Origin of the sequence: Neptunicella plasticusilytica (assembly GCF_047922965.1) — a bacterium.
Taxonomy (GTDB): domain Bacteria; phylum Pseudomonadota; class Gammaproteobacteria; order Enterobacterales; family Alteromonadaceae; genus Neptunicella; species Neptunicella plasticusilytica.
Genome location: NZ_CP150481.1, coordinates 4,361,609 through 4,385,032, shown reverse-complemented (window position 1 = coordinate 4,385,032; position 23,424 = coordinate 4,361,609). Strand labels below are relative to the sequence as shown.

Sequence of the window (23,424 nt, the reverse complement as noted above, 5' to 3'; positions counted from 1 at the left end):
AGAGAAATAATGAATAGAATAACGCCGACCCATGAAAAAATGGATCAATTTCAACAGCAAAATGACCACTTGTTGGTGGGCGGTATGGATCTGGATGCCATTAGCGGATTGCTTGGCAAAGCGGTATTTTATGCTTATGACAAAAAGGTTATTCAGGCGCAAATAGCCAAATTCAAGCAGCATATTCCGCAACCGATCAAACTGCATTTCGCGATTAAAGCCAATCCCAATCCGGCAGTCGTAAATTTTATCAGTCCGTTGGTTGATGGCCTGGATGTAGCATCACAAAAAGAGTTGCTATTGGCATTGCAGACCTCTACTGATGCCAGAGATATCAGTTTTGCCGGGCCCGCCAAACAAATTGCCGAAATTGAGGCCGCAGTGTTGGCCGGTGTCACTGTTAATATTGAATCTGAAGTCGAACTGGAACGTGCCATAGAGGCTGGCAAGCGGTTAGGAAAAAAACCGCATATTGCCTTTCGGGTCAATCCAGCATTTGAGTTAAAAGCGTCGGGCATGAAAATGGCCGGAGGCCCTAAACAGTTCGGTATTGATGAAGAACGTCTGGTCGAAATATTGCCGACGCTGGATTACGGATCCATCGACTTTCACGGTTTCCATATCTTTTGTGGTTCACAGAATCTGAAGTCGGAAGCACTGATTGATGCACACAACCAGACATTTAGCCTGGCAGAAAAATTGGTTGAACTCACCCCGGTGCCGGTTAAGTCTGTCAATCTGGGGGGGGGATTCGGTATCCCTTATTTTCCAGGTGAGCGACGTCTCGATCTGGCGCCGATTGGTGAAAACCTCAAGCTGCTATTGGCACAAACCGGGATTGATCTACAAAAAACCGAGCTGGTTATTGAACTAGGTCGCTTCTTGGTGGCGGAAGCGGGCATTTATGCCTGTAAAATTACCGACAAGAAAGTCTCACGTGGCCAAACGTATCTGATGACAGTGGGTGGACTACATCATCATTTATCCAACTCAGGTAATTTTGGTCAGGTTATCCGCAAAAACTATCCGGTTGCCATTGGCAATAAATTAAACCAGCCCGCAGTTGAACCGGTAAATGTGGCCGGGCCATTGTGTACGCCACTGGATTCGTTAGCCGATAAAATAGCCTTGCCAGAAGCACATATAGGTGACTGGTTTGTGGTCTATCAATCCGGCGCGTACGGCCCAACGGCCAGCCCGCAAGATTTCCTGGGCCATCCCAACGTATCCGAAATACTGCTCTAGACTAATGGCCCTGAGCCGGCCATTTGTCAGGTAAAGCCGGGGACAAAGGCAACTGGGCGGCTTGGCGATCGGGGAAGTATTGGTTGTCATCGATTGGAGAAGCCAACTGATTACCCACAAAGGTATTGTTGTCCATCTGAATTGCTATATCGGTCTGTTTCCGATTTAAAGGAACATTGCCCTTGCGCTCCATAATAAATAGATTATCCATTATATGGATTTGGTTATCCGGATATTTGTAGCCTTCCAGCCCGTAGCCAATCATATCGCGGTTACTGCTCATCGGGCCTTGTTGTAAAATATTGTTTTTCAGCTCTAGCACGCCACCATTTGGCGCATCTATTAGACGGCTGTCGTTACCATCCAGAGAGGCAATTACGGAGTTGATAATTGTTGTGCGTTGAGCCCGTGACTTGATTTCATGCCCTTCACTTTTGGACGCCAGAAAATATGAGTTCATAATGACAAGCGTTCCGCCACCAACGTATATTCCGTGTGCCCTGCCATTTTTCCCGAGTCGCTCAAAACGACTGTTATTGATAATGATATCGCCCGGATGGGAGCCGGCCAGCAATCCCTGCTCTGAATCATGGAAATAAACATTATCTATATGCAAGTTTTTACCACTAAGGCGAATACAGGCCCCGTTTTTACTGTGAACCTGAATATTGAAACATTCGATATTCTGGATCCGCGTATCATTGCCTTTAATAACTAACGCTCCTTTACCCTTAGTGGTTGCACTATGAATTCTGGTTTTGCCAGAGACCCCACTAATAGTAACGCGATTAGCCTTGAGCAAACCGGCTTGTTTGAAGTCACCGGCGCTAAGCAGAATAGTGCTGTCGTCATGTGCCTGATTAAAAGCTGCCTGCAAGTCTTTGGCCGGGATTCCATCCACTGTGATAAAGGGCTCAGCATGGAGCCGACCGGATATGGCGATTAACAACAGTAAACCTGATATCAGAGTAAAAATGATTCGTTGCAGTTGAATCTTGCGGAGAGTACTAGCAGTGATTAGCGGTTGTGGATAGTAGGAAAAAGGCGTCAATTACGACTCTCCTTAAAACGTCAGTTTAACTAAAATGGGCGTGTTTGAATCACTTGCGAGTCGCCCGCCAAGATAAAGATTACCCTTGTTATCTTTAGTTAAACTACCATAGAGTAATCTTTTTTGGGTTGATAAATTTGTTGGATAAATAACAGAAGTATCGGTTAACAATTCATAGATAACCCAGTCAAATTGTTTAGAATTGGTTGCTCTAGCCATGCTCACCAGAAAGTTTCTACCCTCAAAAGTAAATAATGAAGGGGCATAGGATTGTCCATTGGGATGAATATTGCCGCGAAAAACCAGTTTTTCCTGCTTTTCCGCGAAAGGATTTAATTCGTAGAGTCCGCCCTCGCCGGTAGTAAAAAAGATATGCTGATTTGCCATACTGGTGTACCCGACTATGCCATGATGCCGACTGATATTCTTGTGTTGATAGGAAGGCATAGGATAGCTATCGACCAGATTCAGATGTGTGTCATATTCATTCAGTTGAACTGTTATTTGGTTAAAATCATTTTGTGATATGGACGGTACATAAACGTGACCGTCGTGATCGACCAGCAAATTGCGGGATACATGTGTCGCCACCGAGCCAACTTTGACACGGTTAACGTTCGCATTCTGGGTGTCATACTGATAAAGCATATGATCCCAGTAACCCAGGGCATAGATATACCTGCCGTTAGTATTGATTGCTATTAGTGCTTCTTCGGTAGCAAGAACATGATGCCAATCCCGGGACTGCGGCAATTTGCGCCAAAGGTGGCCTCCCCAGATTGGGTTGATGCCTTCGCTTTCACCTTCTTCATCGAAGCTACTGAAATACAAATAACCATCATCAGCCTGATAGATTTTGCTGTGTAGTTTGTTTTGTCCCATTCCATCCCGATATAAGCCGGACTTTTTGAGTTGCGAGAGGGTATCACCCTGTAAAGTAATTTGGTTATTGACCGGATTAAGCTGATAAAGGTAAGAAGTTTGCTGGTCGCCGCCGTGAGTAGAAACACCAAAATACAGATTGCCGTTATCATCGCTGCCCAGCGCCCCCCATATAGCATCAGCATTGCTCGGCACAGAAATCGGAATTTCACTGATAGCAGGTAAAGTAAAAGCGTTTTCTGATAAAGGCAAAAAGCGGGTGCCGGAGCGCAAGTCCGCAGGCCGGATTTCATTGATTTCGCCAACAGGCTGCGGTTGTCCACAGGCATTGAGCACAAAAACTAGCGATAAATAGGAAAATTTACACCATAAATTTTGCATCTGGATGCGACCCTAAGTAACAGACATAGCTTAAACGCTAGGCTAATTATCGATAATATCAACCAACTATAAGTAAAACGCGCTTTTAGTGAGTCAGCAACCTTATCGGGTTGGTATAAAACATATAGTGATGTAACTCGGGTTGAATGCTGCGCCCACGCCAGCGCAGGGTAATATCTTCTGCTCCCATTTTCAGCGGATAACTAAAACGATAGGTTTTTCCTTGCTTAAATTGTTCGGCACTAAAGCGTTCGGTTTTAATTGTTGAATGGGTGAGTATAACCAGTTCTACCTCGTCCAAAGAGGTATCAAAGCCCTGCCAGTCATGCTGATTCAAATCAACCTCGAGTGTAACAGTGAGTTGTTGGCCGACCGGGGCATTGCCGATATCTCCGGGCTGCAGCGCTGGCACATCTTGAGGTGGATTAACGTGGAAATCGAGTTTGCTGACAAACTTTCCCTGTTGCGCCCAAAAGTTACCTTTTCTCAACGCACTGAGGACATCATTTTGTTGGCTGCTTTTGGCATATAAATGCGTGCTGGAAAATTGGCAGGGCCAGTAATCCATGCGGGTATTGTGAAAATCAGACGCAGCTCGGGCAGCCCATATGAAGTACCCCTCTTGTAATAGTCGATCCCACTCACCCCCAATTACGGCAATTGAAGGGTCCCAGCCATGCAGGGTTTTACTGACAAAGTCGTAAGAGCCATTGTCTGCACCCCGCTTCTTCTGATGTCCAGGAGCGCCAGAAAAACCAATCAAGGCATCATGACCATCACTTAACCATTGTTCGATATCGTATTGGTTTTCCGTGGTCTGGGCGTCCTTTCGACTAGGATGATTGTAAAAAACAACGGGTTTGATTCCGTCGTAACTCGCGTGCTTGTCCAGCCATTCGAAGGCTTTATCCGCATTTAATAAATTTTCACTTTTACGACCCCAACTGTCGTAGCGTGATCTGAAAATGGCCAGATCCCGTTGCATATTGGCATATTGTGGGAACAGAACCGTCATATGTTCGCGCCCCATCATCGGAGCAATATTCCACTCCAGTCCGGCGATGACGGTTAAATCACTATAGCGTTTGTCCTGCTCGGCGATTTGATCAAAATATTCATCAGTGACAACCTTATCCAGGTTGTAGTCACCATGATCGGTGACGGCAATCACATCACAACCAAATTCATGGGCTTTGTCCGCCAGTTGCTTGATAGACTGATTGCCATCGGAGAAGGTTGAATGCATATGCGTATCGATCATTAGCCACTTCCCGTTCTCAACCGGGTTTGTTGTTATGCCCGGTTGGGGAGCTACAGCTACCGGCAGCATTGCATCATGGTAAAGCGGCAATGCTGCAATGCGTTGGCTGATTTTATGTTCAAGTGATTTATACAGCGGAGATTCAATACTATCGAATACCTGGGCAAATTCCTTGTCAGTAAATCCTTCCGGTAAATCATGTACAAACGGCATGAACATCGATTCATCTTTAATTTCAGCCAGTATCTTCTGAGCTGAGCGGGCAGTTTTTTTATTTCTAATCACAAATTCTGAAAAGGCTAGTCCGGATTTGTCAGCAGTTAAATCTGCAAAACTGAAGCCGCTGCCCCCTTCATTGGTATCCAATACTTCCTTTAGTTCACCTATTCCCAGGCCAAAATCGCTGCGCCCCAGCTGTTCCAGCAGGACCGAATACAAAAAGTGCAATACCAAATCCGTTCGCCCTCTCATCACCAGAGCCAGCTTTGGTTGGCTATAGTCCGGTTGCAAACCTATCAAGCGAGCAAAAGCGGGATTACCTATACGAATGCACAGCGCCCATAACAGAGAAGTGTTTTCTTCAACCGGATTGCCAGATCGGGAGCGTTGTTGGGCAAATGCAAACATTTCACGCACATAGAATGAAAATGAATTATCCGGCGCTTTGAGTTGATTGAGATAATCAATGTAAATTTGTACCTGTTGTTCATCGATATCATCAAACTGGTTTATTGTCCTGGCTATTTCTGCGGCACTGCGCAATGAATCATTGATATCCTGCTTGAAACTGTCCGATTTAGTGGTAGTAAGTAGCAACTTGTTATCAGTCAGTTTGGCATCATCCAGCAGCTTGATGACGGTGGTTTCAACATCCTCGCCAAATACGGAAGAAACGATAAACTTGATCAGCCATCTTGCAAGACTGCCAGAAAGCGGGATCCTGCCAATGTAGCAGGTGTTGATTTCAAACCTGTCTATCCCCGGACTCAAAAGGCAGTTAAAGTTGCTAAACAGATGCCAGCCACCAACAGAAAACTCGGCATTGGCCAATAACAACACACCAAAGGGACTAATACGGGCATCAAAAGACATCGCCGGAATACTGTGTGATGCTGAAATCATAACGGCATCCAGTTGTGCCTGGGAAAGCTCGATTTCAATAAATGTCGCGTTTGAGGCGAACTGTTTAACTAACTCCTTAGCGGTTTTATGTGCAGTAAGCGCTTCTTTGGACGTTAGTTTTCCGGTATTTTGCACCACTGGAGAGGTCGATAGCAGCAACCATCCGGTCAGCAAGCACAGTGCTGCTAATATCAGTAAGTATTTGAGTGGTCTGGATATTCTGGTTTTCATATGATTATGATACCCGGAAACAAGTCATCCCTTGTTATTTTTTACACTAGCATCATGGTCAATTTCGATGCTGTCAACAAGCAACTTGCTGCCCCACAAACTTAAATGGTTGTCATCAAAGTACAATACTTTACCGTTAATGATGCTAGGGCATCCTGTTTCATTGCATAACACCTTAAAGGGTTCAACCTTTTGCAGGTGATATTTTTTTGCTAACACATCCAGCTTTTCTAGCGCTAACCGGTTTCTGCTAACATAATATTCTGTCGTTGTGGCCTGATTGACAGGTAACAACAAATCAGCGTTGAACACCGATTTTGGTGAGGTAATCTTTTTGATATCTGCAGGTAGTTCAGGGATCGGATAAAGCAGATAAACTTGCTTTCCTGCCGTGACAAGCTTTTCTATTATTTGCTCAAAACTCTGCCAATATAACTCCCTTGCTTGCTGCAAGCCTAATTCTCCCGAGGCATATTCGTGCATTGAAACCGGCCCCTGATTCGGTAATTCGGGATAACTTTTTTGTTGGTAGCCAAACAGGTAACTGGTATATCTGTAACCAATCAAAACGTTTTGTATGTCGTTGTTATTGGTTATGTAATTCACAGCTTCCCGCGTCCAGCTATTGCAACCAGGTTCATCGTGAGTAAAAAGTAACGCAGGGGGACAACCGCTAAAACTAAGTTGAACAACACTCTGGTGATAGGGTTTTAATCTGGTTGCCAGCTCATATACGGGCTCGCTGACATGACTGTCACCCATTACGGCCCAGGTTAACGGCCCGGAAAAATACTGGCAGGCGTCAGCCGGTTTTAGGTAGTTTGCCCCAATAGTATGGCAATCCTCGCGTTTGGGGCTGTGTTGTATCGTGGCACTATAATTAGGAGTATTAAAACGTTGACCAAAGCCATTATTAAAATGGCCAACAAAGCCTACTAACAGAAAGCCTGCAATACTTGCCAATGACCAGCCGAAAATTTCTTTGCGGTTAAATCGTCCTTTGGTTCTAAATGGTCTTTCGATATAGCGCCAGCTCAAATATGCCAATAGCGCACTCGCCACGATCGCTACGATAAAAATAGCAAAAGCGGGATTGCCAATAGTACCTACTCGAATAAACGCGTAAATCGGTTGATGCCACAAGTACAGCGAATAGGAAATCAAGCCGATACCGACCATAAAAGGCAAGGTGAGTAGCCGCCAAACAAAAGTATCGGGAAGTGTAAAATAAATAATCAGTACGCTACCGACAACTGGCACCAATGCATAAAGGCTTGGGAAAGGAGTATGGTTGTCAAACATCACAATTGAAAAACCGACCATCACTAAACCCAATGAAGATAGCGTAGTTGCTGCAAAACGCTGTTTCGTTAGCCAGTCTCTTGGAATAAAGGCCAGAATAGACCCGGCAAACAATTCCCAGGCCCGACTGAAAATGAGATAGAAATTAGCTTCTATCTGGTGATTAGCGGTTAGTATCTCACTTAGTGCTAAAGACAGTCCGCTAAACACAATTAAAACCAGCAGCATCAGGTTTTTCGGCAGTTTCCATAGTAGCCATAACAATGGCGGGAAAAATAAATAATACTGTTCTTCTACTGCGAGGCTCCAGGTATGAAGCAAGGGCATTTCTTCGGCTGCACCAGCAAAGTATCCGCTTTCCAGATAGAAAAATATATTGGACACAAAAGTGGTAACAGAAATAAGGCTTTGCGAATATTCTCTTAAATCAATAGGCGATAACAATAAATAGGCAAAGATTGTAGTTGAGAGCAGCATAAAGCTTAAAGCGGGAATGATGCGCCGCGCCCTGCGTTCGTAAAAGTTGATAATGGAAAACCGGCCGTCGGCCAAGTCTTTTGCCAATATGGAGGTAATTAAAAAACCGCTGATCACAAAAAATATATCAACGCCGACATATCCGCCCGAGAAACCGCTAAAACCGGCGTGGAAAAATAATACCGGTAGTACAGCAACCGCACGTAGCCCATCAATCTCCTTGCGATACTCAATCAAAATCAGGCTCCGAGCAAAATCACTTCATATGATTTTAGCTTAGAGCAGCAAGTAGAAACGGAAGACTCAATAATATAATTATCTTAATTATTATCGCGTTCCGTTTCCCTCCTCAATAGACAAAACAAATTGCCCTGTGATTTGTTCCACCCTGTTTTTAAACTCGCGGCTGGAAAAGGTGTGATCGGCTTTCTCACAGTGATGGGTCTGGCATTGTTGTTGAACAAAGCGTTTCCATTCCTTGTTTGACGCAGTTTGCTCGCTGAATTCTTTAGCGGTTAAATCGTTACCACTCAAAATCAGGCAAATGGGGCCGCTAAAGGCCTTTGCACCGTCGAGCATACGTTGCTGGTAACTGGCAAGCTCGGTAGTCTGTTTTTGTACACTGCTGGCAACTATGCCTTTGGCTTCTTTCAGGCTACCGCCAACATTGACTTGTCCTTGCAAGAATTTGCGCCAGAAGTTTCTGGAAAAAAGCCGTTGCAGGTAATAGTGTTTGACCATACTTTTAGCCATCGCCTGCTCGTTTTTTAGCCAGGGGTTAAGCAGAACAAGACCACTGACTCTGGGGTCTTGATAGCCATAAAGTAATGCAGCCGAAGCGGCGTCACATAATCCCCAGATAACCACGTTGTCAATTTCCGGGCAGGTTTTTAGCAGGCAATCTGTGGCGGCACGGAGATCATCATCAATCTGATCAAAGGGTTGTTTATCGCCCGCCGCATCGCCCATGCCACGGGTGTCAATACGGAAGCTGATAATATTGTTGTTGGCCAAATAACGGGACAATTGGACAAACTGGCGGTGGCTGCCCACCCGGTACTGCGGGCCGCCTACCACCAGCAACACGGCAGTTTTAACCGCTTGTTGGGGGCGGTGCAAAATACCCAGTGCATCCAGCTGCTGGATTTTGAAATTAATCACGCTTTCCATTACAGCACCCCTAGTGTTTTTAATAACGCCAAGCTCGCAGGGTAAATTTCCGGCAGATCAAATACCTCGGGAACCTGCCAAAAAGACGGTGTATTGATGCAGTTGATAGCGTAATGATTTGACTGCCAAGTATCGATAATGCGGGTCACTGCCGGTGTCGGGTTATCTGCTGCCAGCTCCAGCCATGCAAAAGGAACGGCTGGTTGAAAATTTTTATCTATCGACAGGTTATCCATTGAGGCCAGCATGCCTGCGGTCAACGCATACCCTGCCACCTCAGTAGTATTGTCAGCCAGAATATGTTCGCGCCAGTTAATTTTGTCTGCTGAGCTGCCTGACATCATGCTATTCGCCTGCTTGATGCGTAAAAATTGGCTGGCAAACTGCTTGCCGTTGGTAACGGGTTTCCAGTGTAATTGCGCGATAACGGGTAATGTATCAATTAACTTTTGTTGATGGGCTATAGCTAATAATGAACCGAAACGAATACCCCATAGGATAATGCGTTCCACGCCCTGTTCCACCATCCATTTGCCGCAATTAACAATGTCGTTAAGCCAGTCGTCAGAGGTCATTTGCTCAAACTCTCCCTGGCTGTCACCGGTGCCAGCGTAATCCACTACCACGCAAGGTAAACCCTGTTCAGCAAAATAGCGGGCCTGTGATGCCATTACCGAACGTGCCAGATTAAGTTCTTCGGTGACTGACGGCAAACATAAAACGGCTGTGTTACCTAGCTTGCCAAACTGGGTGAGTAAAATTTGATAATTTCCCGAGGGGATAAAATGTCCCGTTATCACCGTTCATTCCTCATCTGAATCACATCCTTATTATTTAGCCGATGCTTTTTTAATTTTTTTTCTGAGTCCGGATATCTGGTTGCGTATGATGTCGACCCACCCGGCTAGAGTTCGGGTATTGCATAGCTGAATACCGTAAAGTGGGCGACTTTTTTTCATCCAGTCTTTTTTATAATTATCATCACCGGTGAGAAAATCGACACAGGTGACTTTGTCCTGTTCAATAACGTGTTCAAACATTGCTGCAGTTAAAACGGTGCCAACACTTTGCTCGGTATAGGACTTACGATGGGCCAGCTTGTAAATATAGGCGGTATCACCATTTACAAACCAAATTTGAGCGGCAACAGGATTATTACCGTGATATAGCAAGCCTAAACGCAACTCATTGAGTTGCCACGAATAGAATGCAATTGCATCAATAAAAGCGGGTACTGGTTCAACACGTTTCCAGCTATCAAAGTAAACATGATGATAATCGATAAGATATTGTTTAAGCTCAGCTTTAGATTTAGGTTCAACCAGTTCTATCCGGTATCGACTGTCTCGTGCCAACTTATCGCGTTTGCGTTTAAGTGTATTACGCAAGCGGCTGGGTCGCAGTGACCAATAATGTTCAACACTGTCGATATTATCTTGATACCAATTCACAGATTGTTGATAAATAAAGCCTTTAAAGCCAATTTGAGCAAAGGCCTTTTGCCAATGCTTTGCTTGCTCCGCATACATTGGCAACATATCAATTCGATCATGTTGAGCAAAAAAATCCTGAGCCTGATTCACGACATCAATGTAAAGCTTTGATGTTTCAGATTTAGCATTACCCAAACCAAAGAATGGTGAGTAATAGTTACTTAGACTTTGTAAATAATGTCCCTGTATACCAAAGCGCGATTTGGCGGTAGATTGTTGCATTGGCAGATAGACATTATTATCAAATAATAATGTGACAGGTTGGTTATTATGCATTGGCACATACTTAACAAACATTTCGAACCAAGCAGTGCGGTTGAACACTGGAGCATTATCTTCTACCAAACTTTCAGGCGGATTGGATAATAGTTGATAACTCAAGATGCCTGTACTCTTGCAAGTTGCTTAAGTTTGCTTCGCATCGTTGAAAGCATTGGCATTAGCTTATCGATTAGGTGATTAGGATAAATACTGATGTTGTACATGGGTCGTTGTTCAGTAGACCAGTCAATTTGTTCCTTACTGGCATTAGTATAAAAATCAATATGAGTGCAGGTAACGCTCTGATGAACATATTCAATTAACTTGTAAAGATTTAACTTACCAAGTGAATATTTTTTAAAGTCTTCATCAAAAGTTGTTTTTAATATTACAAATTTATTATCGCAAAATATACAGAGTCTAGATGCGCTCAGTTCATCATTCAGATAGGTTTCAAACACTAGTGCAGAACCGGCTTCTGCACTAAGATTTAACAATTCCCGATAAAATTGCCCCTGTAAATTAGAAGGGTGAAGGGCCGTACCATTTTTTCCTTTCCATCCGGCACTTTCCAGAATTCCGTAACGATCAACTGAACGTTTAATATCTTCCGGTTTGGTTATTGCTACATAATTGACGGAACATTCGTCTGTCTCCAGCTTATTAAAATAACGAGATATATTTTTACGCAAGTTTTTAGGGCGCGGGTGCCAGTATTGCGTGAATTCCTTAAACCGTTTCAATTGAACGTTAGTTGCGTAATGTTGCTTGTTTTTGGCTGCATCAATCCAGACACTATGCTCGCTAGAATCCAGACCGAAAATGTCAATTTTAAGACAAAGCCCAGGCAAGACACTGGGTAGCTGATAAATACAAGGAGATATCTCTTTATCCATCACCAGAAGTGTGATTTGTGCCTGACTAGGTTTAAAACCACGCCAAATCCCTTTGCGCCCCTTTTCCAACAACATTAATGCAACTAGATTGCTATCTTGTTCTCCTCGGGCAACATAAAGTTCGGTTCCAAAAAATTCCACTAACAGTTTTACAAATATGCTTCCTAGCATTGGGTTGCCAGCATGATGTTGGTCAGCCAGATGTTGCCAGTCTTGCCACAAGTCGGTGGGATACTGTTGGATGGGAAAAACTTGCCATTGCATCACGTTAGTGTTCCATTTTTGAGGTAAGCACGTTAATCATATAATCCATTTCTGTGCGGGTTAAATCCTGATGCACCGGCAACTGAATTAATCTTGTCCGGTATTCCTGACTGATAGCACAGTCACTACTGGCAATTTCTTCCCATCGATAAATCTGAATGCCTGCTTGTCTGATTTGGTCAAAGTATACCGGGTCATCCAATAGAAAAGGCAAGACATATGGGACGGTATTTTCCTGCAAAACAGGGAAAAGCGGCTTTCCCATAACCGACTTAATCAGTTGCTTTGCCATAAACTGATAGTTATCGCACCGTTTGCGAATAATATCCTGTTGGTCGCTATGCCTAACTTGCTGATGATCCTGTTGACTCAGCTGACGGCAAAACGAATTCGGATCAAAATAGCGAAACCTCTTGTCTGTGTTGGCAATCCCGAGTTTTCTTTTGACTTTAATCAGCAAGGTGCGAACCGCTTTTGTCCATAAGCCAGGTAGTTTTTGGTGCAGCGACAACAGTGAATGTTGATTAGACGAGTTTTCGCCAATCAGTATTTCTGCTCCAGAATTAACCGGATAAAATTTGATCAGACTGGTAATGGCGAGTTGCCCGATAAGACGATCAAAAAAAGCAGCGTGAGCCAAGTCCTCTATTAATAAACATTGTTTGCTATTGCATAAATCTGCCAGCTCCTGAATTTGGCAATCGAATCCAAAAAAACGGATGGCCACTAATGCATCACCTTGTTTGATATGCTGGAGCAGAAATCTCAGATCGGGACTCAGATCGGCTAAAACAGGATAGAAATTGACTTGTTTGTTTGCCGCTATAAACGGTTCGACCAGTGCCGGACAATGATAAGACGGCAGCCAAATTTGTTGAGTGTGCAAAGTTTTAGCAATTAGAAACAACGCCGTCCGGCCATGATCGACCAAGAGCTGTTGTTTTACCGACGAGGGTAATTTTCGTCCTTCTCCGTTATCCTTGCTTGTGTGTTTAGGCAGTGCCAACACGCTTGGGGAAGGATAATGACGGGCGTCAGCGATTGGAGGGGAAAAATGTAAGTTCATCAGATACCAATAATGTTTCTGATTAGGCGGAGATGGAATTTTTTATCATTCCGATCCCAGGGGGTAAAGCGTTTTAGCTCAAGGTGATGGGTTGTTGGAGTCGAAACGCCCCAATCGGTCGCCACCGCATACTGGAAATTGGCCAGTTTAACTTGCTCAACGGAATCGCTATTGTAGTCAGTATCTGATTTACCGTTAGGGTAGGCAAAACCGCTGATTGGGTGGCCTAACCATTGCTCAATTAGTTGTTTACTGTCGTTAATCTGCTGGCGTTGCTGTTCGACAGTCTGCGCTGTCAGAATTGGGTGATCAACCGTGTGGGCACCAATATCCACCCCTTTTTGATGTAGCTGAATAACTTCATCTGGCGTCATCATCTTGCGCTTTTGTTCCGCAACGTGATTGTCCTGATACAGCTTGTCTACGGTTTGTTGACGTGTTTGGTAATCCTGATATTTGATTTTCGGGATTAGCTCGCTGACCAGCTTACGGCGGCTTTGCCAGTCAGAAACGCTAACCTCAGGCATGGATAATGCTGACAAATTCACCTTGTTTAACTGCTGATGGCCGATTAAATCAATCAGTCTATCATTCCACATATTACAGCCCTGACTAAACCCGGTAGCAATATACACAGTGGCCGGGATCGCAAACTCTTGTAATATGGGTTGGGCAATTTGCAAATTATTTAAATAACCATCATCAAAGGTTACGCAAATGGAGTTCGCGGGTAACTTACCCTGTTTGAGCAAGTTAACGGCTTCGGTTAGCGGTAAGGGGTTAAAATATTGGCTGATCAGTTGCATTTGCCAACGAAACTCATCGGCATCGGGTTCTGAAGGGCGCATCGGATCTTTTTGTGCAAAGACCTGATGGTAGATAAGAATACTTAATTTGTTTCTACTGGTGAAACGGCCGATTTGAGTTAACAACCAATGTGGAAACATGACTATTCCTTACCCTGTAACCATAGTTCCAGTATCACCATAATCCAGATCAATTCGCCATAATAACCGGCATGGACACTTTCGTGTGCGGCCAGGGCTTGTTTAATCAGGCTGTCTTTAACGATGTTACGTGTCCGGAAGGATTGCAAAGATTGCATGGCTAAATCTTTCAGTTGCTGGTTTTCTTTCATCCAGACCCCAAAAGGCAAACCGAAGCCGTGTTTGCTTTTTTCCAGTGTGGCATCGGCTAAAAAGCCTTTGCAGGATTTTTTATAGAAGTCACGTAATTCACCGCCGGGTAATTTTACTTCGGCTGGAATAGTGCAACTAAAATCGATTAGTTTACGATCCAGTAACGGGAAATCGACAGTTACGCCAGCCAATTCACACATTTTACTGACTTTAACCAAATCGTTATCGGCCAATGTAAATTTCCAGTCAAGGTATAACATCTTGTCTACCGGATCGACGCTATCACATTCATCATATCGTTTACGCTTTAACTGAATAGGATGCTCGGTATCCACCTGTTTTAAAAAGTTTTCATCGAACATCTGTGCAGCACCAAACTGCTGAATAAAATTATAGGTTTCTAGCCGATCCGGCAGTGGCACATCCGCCTGCTCTATATAGCTGCCTATTTTTTTGGTCAGGGGTAAGGTGCGCAAGGGTTTATGGCTAAACAGTAATCTGGGAAGCACTTGCAAAGCAGATGGCGCCTGATGGAATACTTCAAATTTTTTCTGCTTGGCGTAACGGCTGTTACCGGCGAACAGTTCATCGCCACCATCGCCTGCCAGTAGATGATCGATGCCGTGGGATTTGGCAAAGGTGGCACAAAAGTACGCTGCCATTGCTGACGAGTTACCAAAAGGCTCATCAAAATACTGGGCTACTTTGATAAATTCCTTGGCAGCCATTTCGGGCTTGAGATAGAGAACCTGATGTTGGGTAGAAAAGTGCTCAGCGGTAATTTTGGCATAGGCTGTTTCATCGTATTCCGGTACTTCAAAACCGATGGAAAAGGTTTTGGCATTTTCATCATGCCTGGCTAGCATGCCGGCAACGGTGGAGCTATCTAGTCCTCCGCTTAAAAAGGCACCACAATGACCGCTCATCTGTTGTTTAACCGCTTTATCGATAACATCCAGGCATTGATGCTGTGCAGCCTTCTGATCCTCTATTTGCTTGGCAAAATGGGGACGAAAACAGTTACGGGTAGTTACTCGGCCTTCTGAATCAAACGACAGCAAATTAGCGGGTTCCAGCTTGGAACATTCCTGATAAATGGTATCCGGCGCCGGAATACAGTGGAAATAGAAATAGTTGTAAATAGCCTGATTACATAGCGTGCAGGACAATTGTTCTGACATTTTCAGGATATCCAGCGATTCTGACACATATAAACAACCATTCTGCAGTGAATAGTAGCAAGGCTGAATACTCATCGGGTCATTGACCAGTTGGATACAGTTTTGCTGTTTATCAACCACCAATAGCCAGAAACGGCCAGCTAGCTGGTTGTATAGTTCCGCAAGGTTTGGGTGCTCTTGATAGTGTCGGGCGAACTCATCAGCATTGACTGGAGCACCCTGACAGGTTAATTGCCCTGCCCAGGCAATGCTCAGATTCTCGTCCTGATAAAATGAAATCGACAGGCTGGACAGGATCCTGCAGTCCAGATTTGCGTTTAATCCTAGCTCAAATTGCTGTGGTGACGATAAGGTGGTGTCGACGTTCATCATACTCATTTTTTTGCACATCCATGGAATAGCTATTGTTACCAAATCACCTACTACTGGCAACGGTTAAATTAGCAGCAGGTATCTTAAAGTGATTTAAAAGTGGTCTATGCGCGGGAGTCTATTGTTGACAGTAGCAACTGTTCGAGTTTAACAGCCTGATATTGTCTCGAATAGGTTTGTATTTGCTGGATATCCGGCATGTGAAATCCGTTATTGTTGATTTTGTTAATAAAAGCGAGCAATGCGTCTTTTATTTGTGCTTTGTCATCTAGTGGTGCGATATTCGCGATCCCGGCTTGGGCCAGCAGCGAGCCTGTATCACCTTTGGTGGGGGTAAGCGCCAGCACGGGTTTTTGTGCACGAATATACTCATAGGCTTTGGCCGGGATTTGATAGTTGCAATTGGCCGCTTGCAACAATAGCAAGGCGTCTACATCAAGCATTTCCTGTAATGCCTGCTGATAGGGGATGGTGGGTTCCAGTTTGACCAGATCGGTAATATCCAGCGAATCCAGCTTACTCTGAAATAATTCATCATGACCACTCGCCCGCAACCGCACTGTTAAGTCGGCAGCAGATAAGGCGTTTTCTTGCTTGAGTTCGGATAATGCCTGAAAAAACGGATTAGGATCTCTTTCATAAGGATAAATAATCCCGCTGTGCAGCAAAATTAGCGGCTGATTTTTATCCCCTTCGTCTGCTTTTGATGAAGGTTTAATATTGGCAAAAATGGCTTCATCGTAACCGTTAGGGATAATTTGCCAGAAGCTTTCAGCGGTTTCGGGAAACTTTTGTTGATAAAAGGCTTTGGCTCCGGGCGCAGTGATGATGGCGTACTGACAATGTTTGACAATTTTTCTTTCTAGCCACTCGAAGATGCGTTTCTTTTTAGGCTCACTGGGATAATCAGCCTGAGCCATAGGATCGCGTAAATCCACGATCCAGGGAATGCCCGTTAGTCGATGCAGTACATAACCGATGACGTGAGCAGAGGCTATCGGATAGGTTGAAACAATCACCGCAGGTTTATTTTTAACAATAGATATTAACCCGGCAATCACGCCTCCAACTATCCAGCTTTGCCAGTTATCGGGTAACGACATGGAAAATAAGTACTTTTTTCGCCATGAAAAATGTCGTGTAACATCTCGGGCGAAAGCACGAATCACCTTTATACCTTTAGGTATAAAAGAATACTGATCTTCTGACCATTTACTGTATGCTTTCACAGATGTTGTTAGTACCCGAACATCCCAGGCCTGTTCGTTCAAATGACGCGTAAAGGCCAATGTACGATGTACTCCGCTGCTGCCAAGGATCGGAGGGTAATGGTAAGCAATATATAGAATTGTCTGTTTTTTCATTAGCTTATGACAACAGCTTGTTAAAATTATTTTGCTGTGTTTCCGTCACGATTAATCAATCCCTTAAGTGTCACAATTTTGCAGCCAGAGAACGGATATCATACTGTTTTTTGTCACGATTGGAAGCTCAGTAATATATGGTTTACGTTATACTGAACGGTATAGGGTGGTGGTGTTTCAGTGAAGAAAGCAACCTGCCGACAAAAACGTAACGCCTCAATTTAGAGAGTTTGAAAATTTATGTTACAAGTCCTAAGTGCTATTGTCGCATTGTCAACGATGCAACAAGTTGGTTGGCATAAGGTTGAAAGTGTCAATACGTTTGAAAACGTGGCGGTTACCCGCGAGTTGCATGATAAAATAGTATCATCTACTCACAGTGCCGAATTTTGGGGATCAATTGGTCCTCAGGCGGTATTCCGCGCCTGGAATAGCGCCGCCTATGATCCTGATAAAAATATTATTTATTTTCATGGTGGTGGTCACTCCGACTACGGTGGTAACGAAATTTATGCTTATGATATCGATAAGTTTACCTGGTCGCGATTAACCGATCCGGCACCATTATTAAATCCCGAGCAGCATTCACAGATTGAAGATAGAACGGTTTATTTACCTAATGATGGGCCTATTTCTGCCCATACCTATGATGCGTTTGTATGGAATCCCGCAACTAAAAGTATTTGGACAAGCTCATCAAGTGGTTTCGGAGGTGGCAGCGGCGCTCCGGTACATACGCCAAGTGAAAACGCGATTTGGGAATTTAGTCCGGCCAAGCATAAATGGAGTAAACATACTGCCAGCAACCGCTTTTTCCATCCAATGGCGGTGTATCTCAAGCAATCAAAGCAAATATTGATTGTTGGCCAAGAAGGTAAAAAACACAGTGCTACCTTGTTTGATGGTGATGGTACTGAACATGTGTTGGGTGAGATTGAAGGGCTGGTCGGGTCTGGTGTTTCTTCGTTATTTGCTAATCCCGTTACAGGTGAAGTTTATTCATCACACAAAGAAGGGATTTATAAACTTAACATTAGTGAAAAGCATATTAGTGCCGAGAAAGTAACGGATTATCCTAATCTGGAAGCGTTGCATTTTATTCTCGATTATCGTCAGGCGTCGTTTAACTACCGGCCCCAGGATGGCAAATTCTATATCTGGAATGGTGGCCCACAGATGGTGACCTGGGAGCCTGAATCAAACCAGTTCAAGGTGATCTGGAATGACCGCCAACAGATGGTTCCGTCAAACGGTGCTGATGGCGCTGGTAAAGTGTTCGATAAATTTGTCTATGTAGCGGAAGAAGACCTGTTTTTTGGTTTAACTAATGGTGGCAACGCGCAGGGCAGTGACGGTATGTGGGCTTGGCGCCCATTGGAGCAGCCAGAACAAAAAATTAATCTGGCTGAATTTGGTGATATTGCCCTGGACGGTATTACCCAAACCTCAGCCTCCTTTTTTGTGCCGGTGCTATATGGGGACAGAAACTATAACGCAAAAGTAAAGGTTTGGTATCGCCCTGTAGGTCAAACACAATGGCGTTCAGGTATCGAGTTATTGAGAATACGGCCGGAGTTTAGTGTTAATTCCAAGAACCAGACCGGTATTTCAGCCGAGGGTTTTGCTGGCATTATTACTGGGTTGCAGCCTGAAACGCGCTATGAATTCAAGTTTGCCTTATCTGAGCCGGATAACGAAGAAAACGCTATTAAAAAACAGATTTCAGTCAAAACCGCATCGCAGAAGAATGACTTATCGATTTTTAACCGAGTGCCAGTGGCTTCGTCATTTGCGTTGACCAAAGCACTGGCGAATGCCGAGCCTGGGGATACTATTCAACTGTTACCCGGTACTTATGCGGGTGAGTTTACTTTGTCACGCAGTGGTACCGCCGATAAGCCGATTACTTTAACCGGTACTGAGGTGAATTTATCTAAAATTGACGCTTCTGGAGAACCGGTGGGTATCCAGGTTGATGCCGATCATGTGATTATCTCAAATATCAATATTCTACATGCCAAAACGGGGATTTCGTTACAAGGCGGTAATAGAACCGATGTGGCGATCCTGGGCAATCATATCGAGGATGTTGAAGTTGGCATTGCTGCCAGAGGGGGGCATCGTCAGCTATATATCAATAATAACCTGCTTGAAGGCCGGGCCGTGTTTGGTGATGTCAGTTCCGATACCTGGAATTTTGAAGGTATTGTGGTGACCGGCCGAGATATCGAAATATCCTATAACACCTTGTCGGGATTCGGTGATTCTATTGGTATGCATTGGCGCTCATCCTTGGCAAACGTCGGTATTAATATTCATCATAATTTGGTGCTGTGGGGCGGAGATGATGGTATTGAGTTTGACTTTACGTTGCGCAATGTTTCAGCTCATCACAATTTGATTAGCAATACGGCTAACGGGCTCAGTTTTCAGCCTGTGTGGGGAGGCCCAGCCACTGCTCATCATAATATTGTGCTTAATCCCGGGCGCGGCCCGGTTAAAATCAAGCCGGAACAGGATAACCCCAGTGGTATCTTGCTATATAACAACACTTTTATTAAAGATGACTCCGAGATTAAAGCCGGTGGCGGCGAAGCCTGGAAAAATACCGGTGGAAAGGTCAAGCAACTATTCGTGTTTAATAACCTGTTTGTCAGCCCCACTGACGGTGCGGATTATATATTAAAAAACAACACTTTACATGATTTAACTGAAATGGATTATAACGGCTGGACGGCTGACGGAAAATATTCTTTCAAGCTTGAGTCACAACGTTATGGGGTCAGCGTCAGAAACTTTCAGGACTGGCAGGCTAACGGCAGTGTAGGTATGCATGATCGGTTGTTAACATTGGGTGATGTATTCGCTACTTACAAGCCTGATTTTGAACACAAGCGTTTTATCGATTATCGGCCGCCGATGGGATCAGCATTTAACCTTAATCCGGATTCCCAAGCTGTGGATGCGGGTATTCCCATTTTTGGTATCAATTACGGCTTTAAGGGCAAAGCTCCAGATTTGGGTGCGCTGGAAGTTGGTGAATCTCAACCTGTATATGGAGCGTCCCTGCTGAGGACACCTGTGGATACGGCGATAACCGTCGATGATATTTTTAGTACCACGGTCAATACTCCAGCGATATTCTCACCTCTGGCTAACGATATCGCTCCGCTAGGAGAGATTTTACGCCTTGTTTCTGTGGATCAGCCGGACAGCGGCTCGCTCAGCTTGCAGGAAAATAACCGTATTGAATTTATTCCTGCAACAGATTTTGTTGGTCAACTGAGGCTGACTTATCGGATTCAGGATAGTGAGACTCGAGAATTTAGCGGTAATATTCGCATTGATGTTAATAGCAACAATCGTCCTCCAGTTGCTGTCGATGATGTCATTCAGGTCAAGCAGGGAGAGTCGACCCATATCAGTTTTTCCAGCCTGCTGGAGAATGATACGGATCCGGATGAAGATGTGTTGTCGATCACTAATATTGGTCAGGCAATGTACGGCTCAATTACCACTCATTCGGACAGTTTCAGCTATCAACCCAAAGCGGGCTTTATTGGCGTGGATATTATCAACTATAAAGTATCTGATTCTGCCGGACTCAGTGCTGAGGGAAAGTTAAAAATTGATGTGATTAGCAGCGGTGCAATTATTGGCAGTGAATACCGCGACAACATTGATGTTAGCGACAGAACCGAAGGTGTTACCATTTTGGGTAATGGTGGTGCGGATATTATCGTCGGCAGCCAGGGCGATGATTTTATTACCGGCGGGCAGCATCAGGACAGGCTTAAAGGTGGACCTGGTAATGACACGTTTTTATATGTTGGTGAAAATGACAATACCGACTGGGTAGATGGTGGTCCCGGCTACAACATCATACTTGGTGACGATAACAATAATATTATTGGTCTGAACGAAGTGAAGAATATCGCTAAAATAGACGGTAAGGCAGGAATGGATATTATTCAGGGAGGAGATTATCGCCAGAAGTTTGACTTTTCCGCGGTCAAAATCGAGTCGATAGAGCTGATTGATGGAGGCCCGGGAGCCGATGAGATCATTGGCAGCCAAGGTGATGATGTATTAAAGGGAGGGGAAGGAAATGACTTTCTCGATGGGCAAAAAGGGACTGATACAGCGGTCTATAACAAAAGTAGGCAGCATTACCGCCTTGAGTCTGATAACAAATACATTTATGTTATCTCACTGGATGGGGATGAAGGTGTAGATACCTTGGTGGATATTGAACTCATTCGGTTCGCAGATGGGCAATTTAAACTGCATCAGTTGGTAGAATATTAGCGACAGGTTTGATTTTATCAGGATAGCCTAAGCAATTTGTTAGTGGAGTAAAATGAATGGAATCTTTTGATCCTATATTTATTGTCGGGGTGCAGCGTTCAGGTACGACTTTTTTGCGATTATTACTGAACCGGCATCCGGATATTTATATTCCTTTCGAAACTAACTTTTTGTATATCCTGAAGTTATCAGAAAATACCGACTTTAGTGATCTGAGCCAAAAAAAAGCATTGATGAAGCGTATTCTCGAGGAGCCATTGACGGCTAAAGGGGATATACAGTTTAGTGATTTTGAGCGGTTAGATGACGTCAGTAACGCGACTCAAATGATAGACATGTTATTTGAGGAAAATTGCCAAAAAGCCGGTAAAGTCAGGTGGGGGGTTAAAACTCCCCACTATGTGCTGAAAATGCACCAGATAATGCAACTTTATCCTAACGCCAGGATTATTGCATTGGTAAGAGACCCCAGAGACATCTTTTTATCTCAAAAAGGCATTTCATGGGGAATAAAGGATCCAGTCAGGATGGCTAATGCCTGGAATTTGGCCGAATATTCAATTGAAATGATCCGCACCCTATTCCCGGACAATATTAAAACAGTCCGTTATGAAGATCTGATCCGTAATACTGAGGGAATGGTCAAAGAAATATGTGATTTTGTTCAATGTGACTTTCAGCCCAGTTTACTGAATTTCGACAATAACCCGCAAACCATGCCTACAGACAGTGTTCAGTGGCATCAAAAATCGATGCAAAAACCCGACGTAAATAAGATATATGCCTGGAAAACCAAACTGAATAAATACGAAAAAGCGGTATTTGCCAATATGAGTGGTGAGCTTTTGAAAAAGTGGGGTTATGAGGCCGATAAGGTCAGGTTTAATGTGGTTGAGAAAGTGATCAAGAAAATTAGAAATGCCATCCTGTATGCATAGCGAATAAATATACGGCAACGGATTCAACCCCTCCCTGAACATATTTGCAGTGATTAGTTAAACCGGTTAAATTTGCCTCAGTTAAAGTGACGCTGTTGTCATTCACACTTTTAATTCCGGGATGTTAGTTAAATGGAAGAAGCGAGTTTTCCGCCTAAAATATATTTGTTGGGTTCCCAAAAAGCAGGGACAACCCAATTGGCCAGTTATCTTGATCAGCATCCTGATATTTGCCTTGCCAACCCCAAAGAGCCGGATTACTACACGCAACACCATGAAAAAGGGTTGCAGTGGTATCAGCAAAAGTTTAGCCGTCAAAGCCGGTGTTTAATTGATGCCTCGACCAGTTACAGTTGCGCCCCCTTACCTAATTATTTTCCTCAGGATGTGGGATTTAAAAGTGCTTATGCTGATATTCCCCAGCGGATCTTTAACACTGTTCCTGACGCGCGGTTTATTTATATTATGCGTAATCCAGTCCAACGGGCTTATTCTGCTTATCAACACCAGATTAGGGCTGGTTTGGAACATCGTTCTTTTGACGAGGCTGTAGCGGCCAATAGCTATTATTTGCGCACGGGCCATTACGTTGGCCAAATCGAATTGTACCTGGAGTACTTTCCGCGTGAGCGTTTCAAATTTGTTTTTTTCGAGGACTTAATTCAGCAGCCGCATGCTATTGTTAGAGATTGCTTCAGGTTTATCGGGTTACAGGATGATGTCGCCCTGACAGATGAAGTGAGTCAGAATAAGTCTTTTGTTTATAAAGGTGGCTTTGGACGAATTAACCAAATGATTGGTCGTAAAGGTGGTATAAATAAACTGGTTAAATCGGTTAAGCCGCTTATTCCTAAATCGGTGATGCATTTAATGGCTAAAGCCATGACTGAAAAGCCGGAGTCAATGACAGAAAATCAGAAAAATAGGCTTACAGATTATTATAGTCAGCCCAATGAGCTACTCAAAAGTATGTTGGGTATTAAGCAATTGCCCTGGAATTAAGTTTTGTGGATCTGGTGG

General features: G+C 44.0%; 16 protein-coding genes. 4 read left to right on the top strand and 12 right to left on the bottom strand.

The genetic code is table 11. From position 1 onward, the window contains the following. Positions 1-9 precede the first annotated feature (9 nt). Positions 10-1,245: a pyridoxal-dependent decarboxylase, exosortase A system-associated gene (locus V1467_RS19745; protein ID WP_416306696.1), complete on the top strand. Its 1,236-nt coding sequence runs from the start codon at positions 10-12 to the stop codon at positions 1,243-1,245. A 1-nt stretch (position 1,246) separates the two neighbouring features. On the opposite strand, the gene V1467_RS19740 is transcribed toward V1467_RS19745, so the two are convergent. The 12 genes from V1467_RS19740 to V1467_RS19685 form a co-directional block, all read right to left on the bottom strand. After that, positions 1,247-2,296 carry a hypothetical protein gene (locus V1467_RS19740; RefSeq protein ID WP_416306695.1) on the bottom strand — a complete coding sequence of 350 codons (1,050 nt, stop codon included), beginning with the start codon at positions 2,294-2,296 and terminating at the stop codon, positions 1,247-1,249. A gap of 12 nt (positions 2,297-2,308) precedes the next feature. Continuing rightward, a complete protein-coding gene (locus V1467_RS19735; RefSeq protein WP_416306694.1) occupies positions 2,309-3,559 on the bottom strand; it encodes a hypothetical protein in 1,251 nt (416 codons plus the stop codon). Between the two features lie 85 nt (positions 3,560-3,644). Next, positions 3,645-6,173, bottom strand: a complete 2,529-nt coding sequence (locus tag V1467_RS19730; RefSeq protein WP_416306693.1) for a PHP domain-containing protein — start codon at positions 6,171-6,173, stop codon at positions 3,645-3,647. Positions 6,174-6,197: 24 nt separating this feature from the next. Then, the gene (locus tag V1467_RS19725; RefSeq protein WP_416306692.1) at positions 6,198-8,189 is read right to left on the bottom strand and encodes an acyltransferase family protein; all 1,992 of its coding nucleotides are present in this window, start codon (positions 8,187-8,189) and stop codon (positions 6,198-6,200) included. Positions 8,190-8,279: 90 nt separating this feature from the next. Beyond that, positions 8,280-9,122: a hydrolase 1, exosortase A system-associated gene (locus V1467_RS19720; protein ID WP_416306691.1), complete on the bottom strand. Its 843-nt coding sequence runs from the start codon at positions 9,120-9,122 to the stop codon at positions 8,280-8,282. Continuing rightward, entirely contained in the window at positions 9,122-9,922 is an 801-nt protein-coding gene (locus V1467_RS19715) for a hypothetical protein (RefSeq protein WP_416306690.1), read from the bottom strand. Before V1467_RS19715 ends, V1467_RS19720 begins: the two co-directional genes overlap by 1 nt. Before the next feature lie 30 nt (positions 9,923-9,952). Further along, on the bottom strand, positions 9,953-10,891 hold the full coding sequence (locus tag V1467_RS19710) for a GNAT family N-acetyltransferase (RefSeq protein ID WP_416306689.1): 939 nt from the start codon (positions 10,889-10,891) through the stop codon (positions 9,953-9,955). A 101-nt stretch (positions 10,892-10,992) separates the two neighbouring features. After that, positions 10,993-12,036 carry a GNAT family N-acetyltransferase gene (locus V1467_RS19705; protein ID WP_416308733.1) on the bottom strand — a complete coding sequence of 348 codons (1,044 nt, stop codon included), beginning with the start codon at positions 12,034-12,036 and terminating at the stop codon, positions 10,993-10,995. Positions 12,037-12,040: 4 nt separating this feature from the next. Continuing rightward, positions 12,041-13,102 (bottom strand): hypothetical protein, encoded by a 1,062-nt coding sequence (locus tag V1467_RS19700; RefSeq protein ID WP_416306688.1) that lies wholly within the window; start codon positions 13,100-13,102, stop codon positions 12,041-12,043. Next, positions 13,102-14,049: a polysaccharide deacetylase family protein gene (locus V1467_RS19695; protein ID WP_416306687.1), complete on the bottom strand. Its 948-nt coding sequence runs from the start codon at positions 14,047-14,049 to the stop codon at positions 13,102-13,104. The genes V1467_RS19700 and V1467_RS19695 overlap by 1 nt, the downstream gene beginning before the upstream one ends. Positions 14,050-14,051: 2 nt before the next feature. Further along, entirely contained in the window at positions 14,052-15,800 is a 1,749-nt protein-coding gene (locus tag V1467_RS19690; protein ID WP_416306686.1) for an asparagine synthetase B family protein, read from the bottom strand. A 98-nt stretch (positions 15,801-15,898) separates the two neighbouring features. After that, entirely contained in the window at positions 15,899-17,158 is a 1,260-nt protein-coding gene (locus tag V1467_RS19685; RefSeq protein ID WP_416306685.1) for a glycosyltransferase, read from the bottom strand. Positions 17,159-17,398: 240 nt separating this feature from the next. Between V1467_RS19685 and V1467_RS19680 the strand changes: the two genes are divergently transcribed. From V1467_RS19680 to V1467_RS19670, 3 genes are all read left to right on the top strand, one after another. After that, positions 17,399-21,466 (top strand): Ig-like domain-containing protein, encoded by a 4,068-nt coding sequence (locus V1467_RS19680; RefSeq protein WP_416306684.1) that lies wholly within the window; start codon positions 17,399-17,401, stop codon positions 21,464-21,466. Between the two features lie 56 nt (positions 21,467-21,522). Beyond that, on the top strand, positions 21,523-22,404 hold the full coding sequence (locus tag V1467_RS19675) for a sulfotransferase family protein (protein ID WP_416306683.1): 882 nt from the start codon (positions 21,523-21,525) through the stop codon (positions 22,402-22,404). A 132-nt stretch (positions 22,405-22,536) separates the two neighbouring features. Then, entirely contained in the window at positions 22,537-23,406 is an 870-nt protein-coding gene (locus tag V1467_RS19670) for a sulfotransferase domain-containing protein (RefSeq protein WP_416306682.1), read from the top strand. The last annotated feature ends 18 nt before the right edge of the window (positions 23,407-23,424 follow it).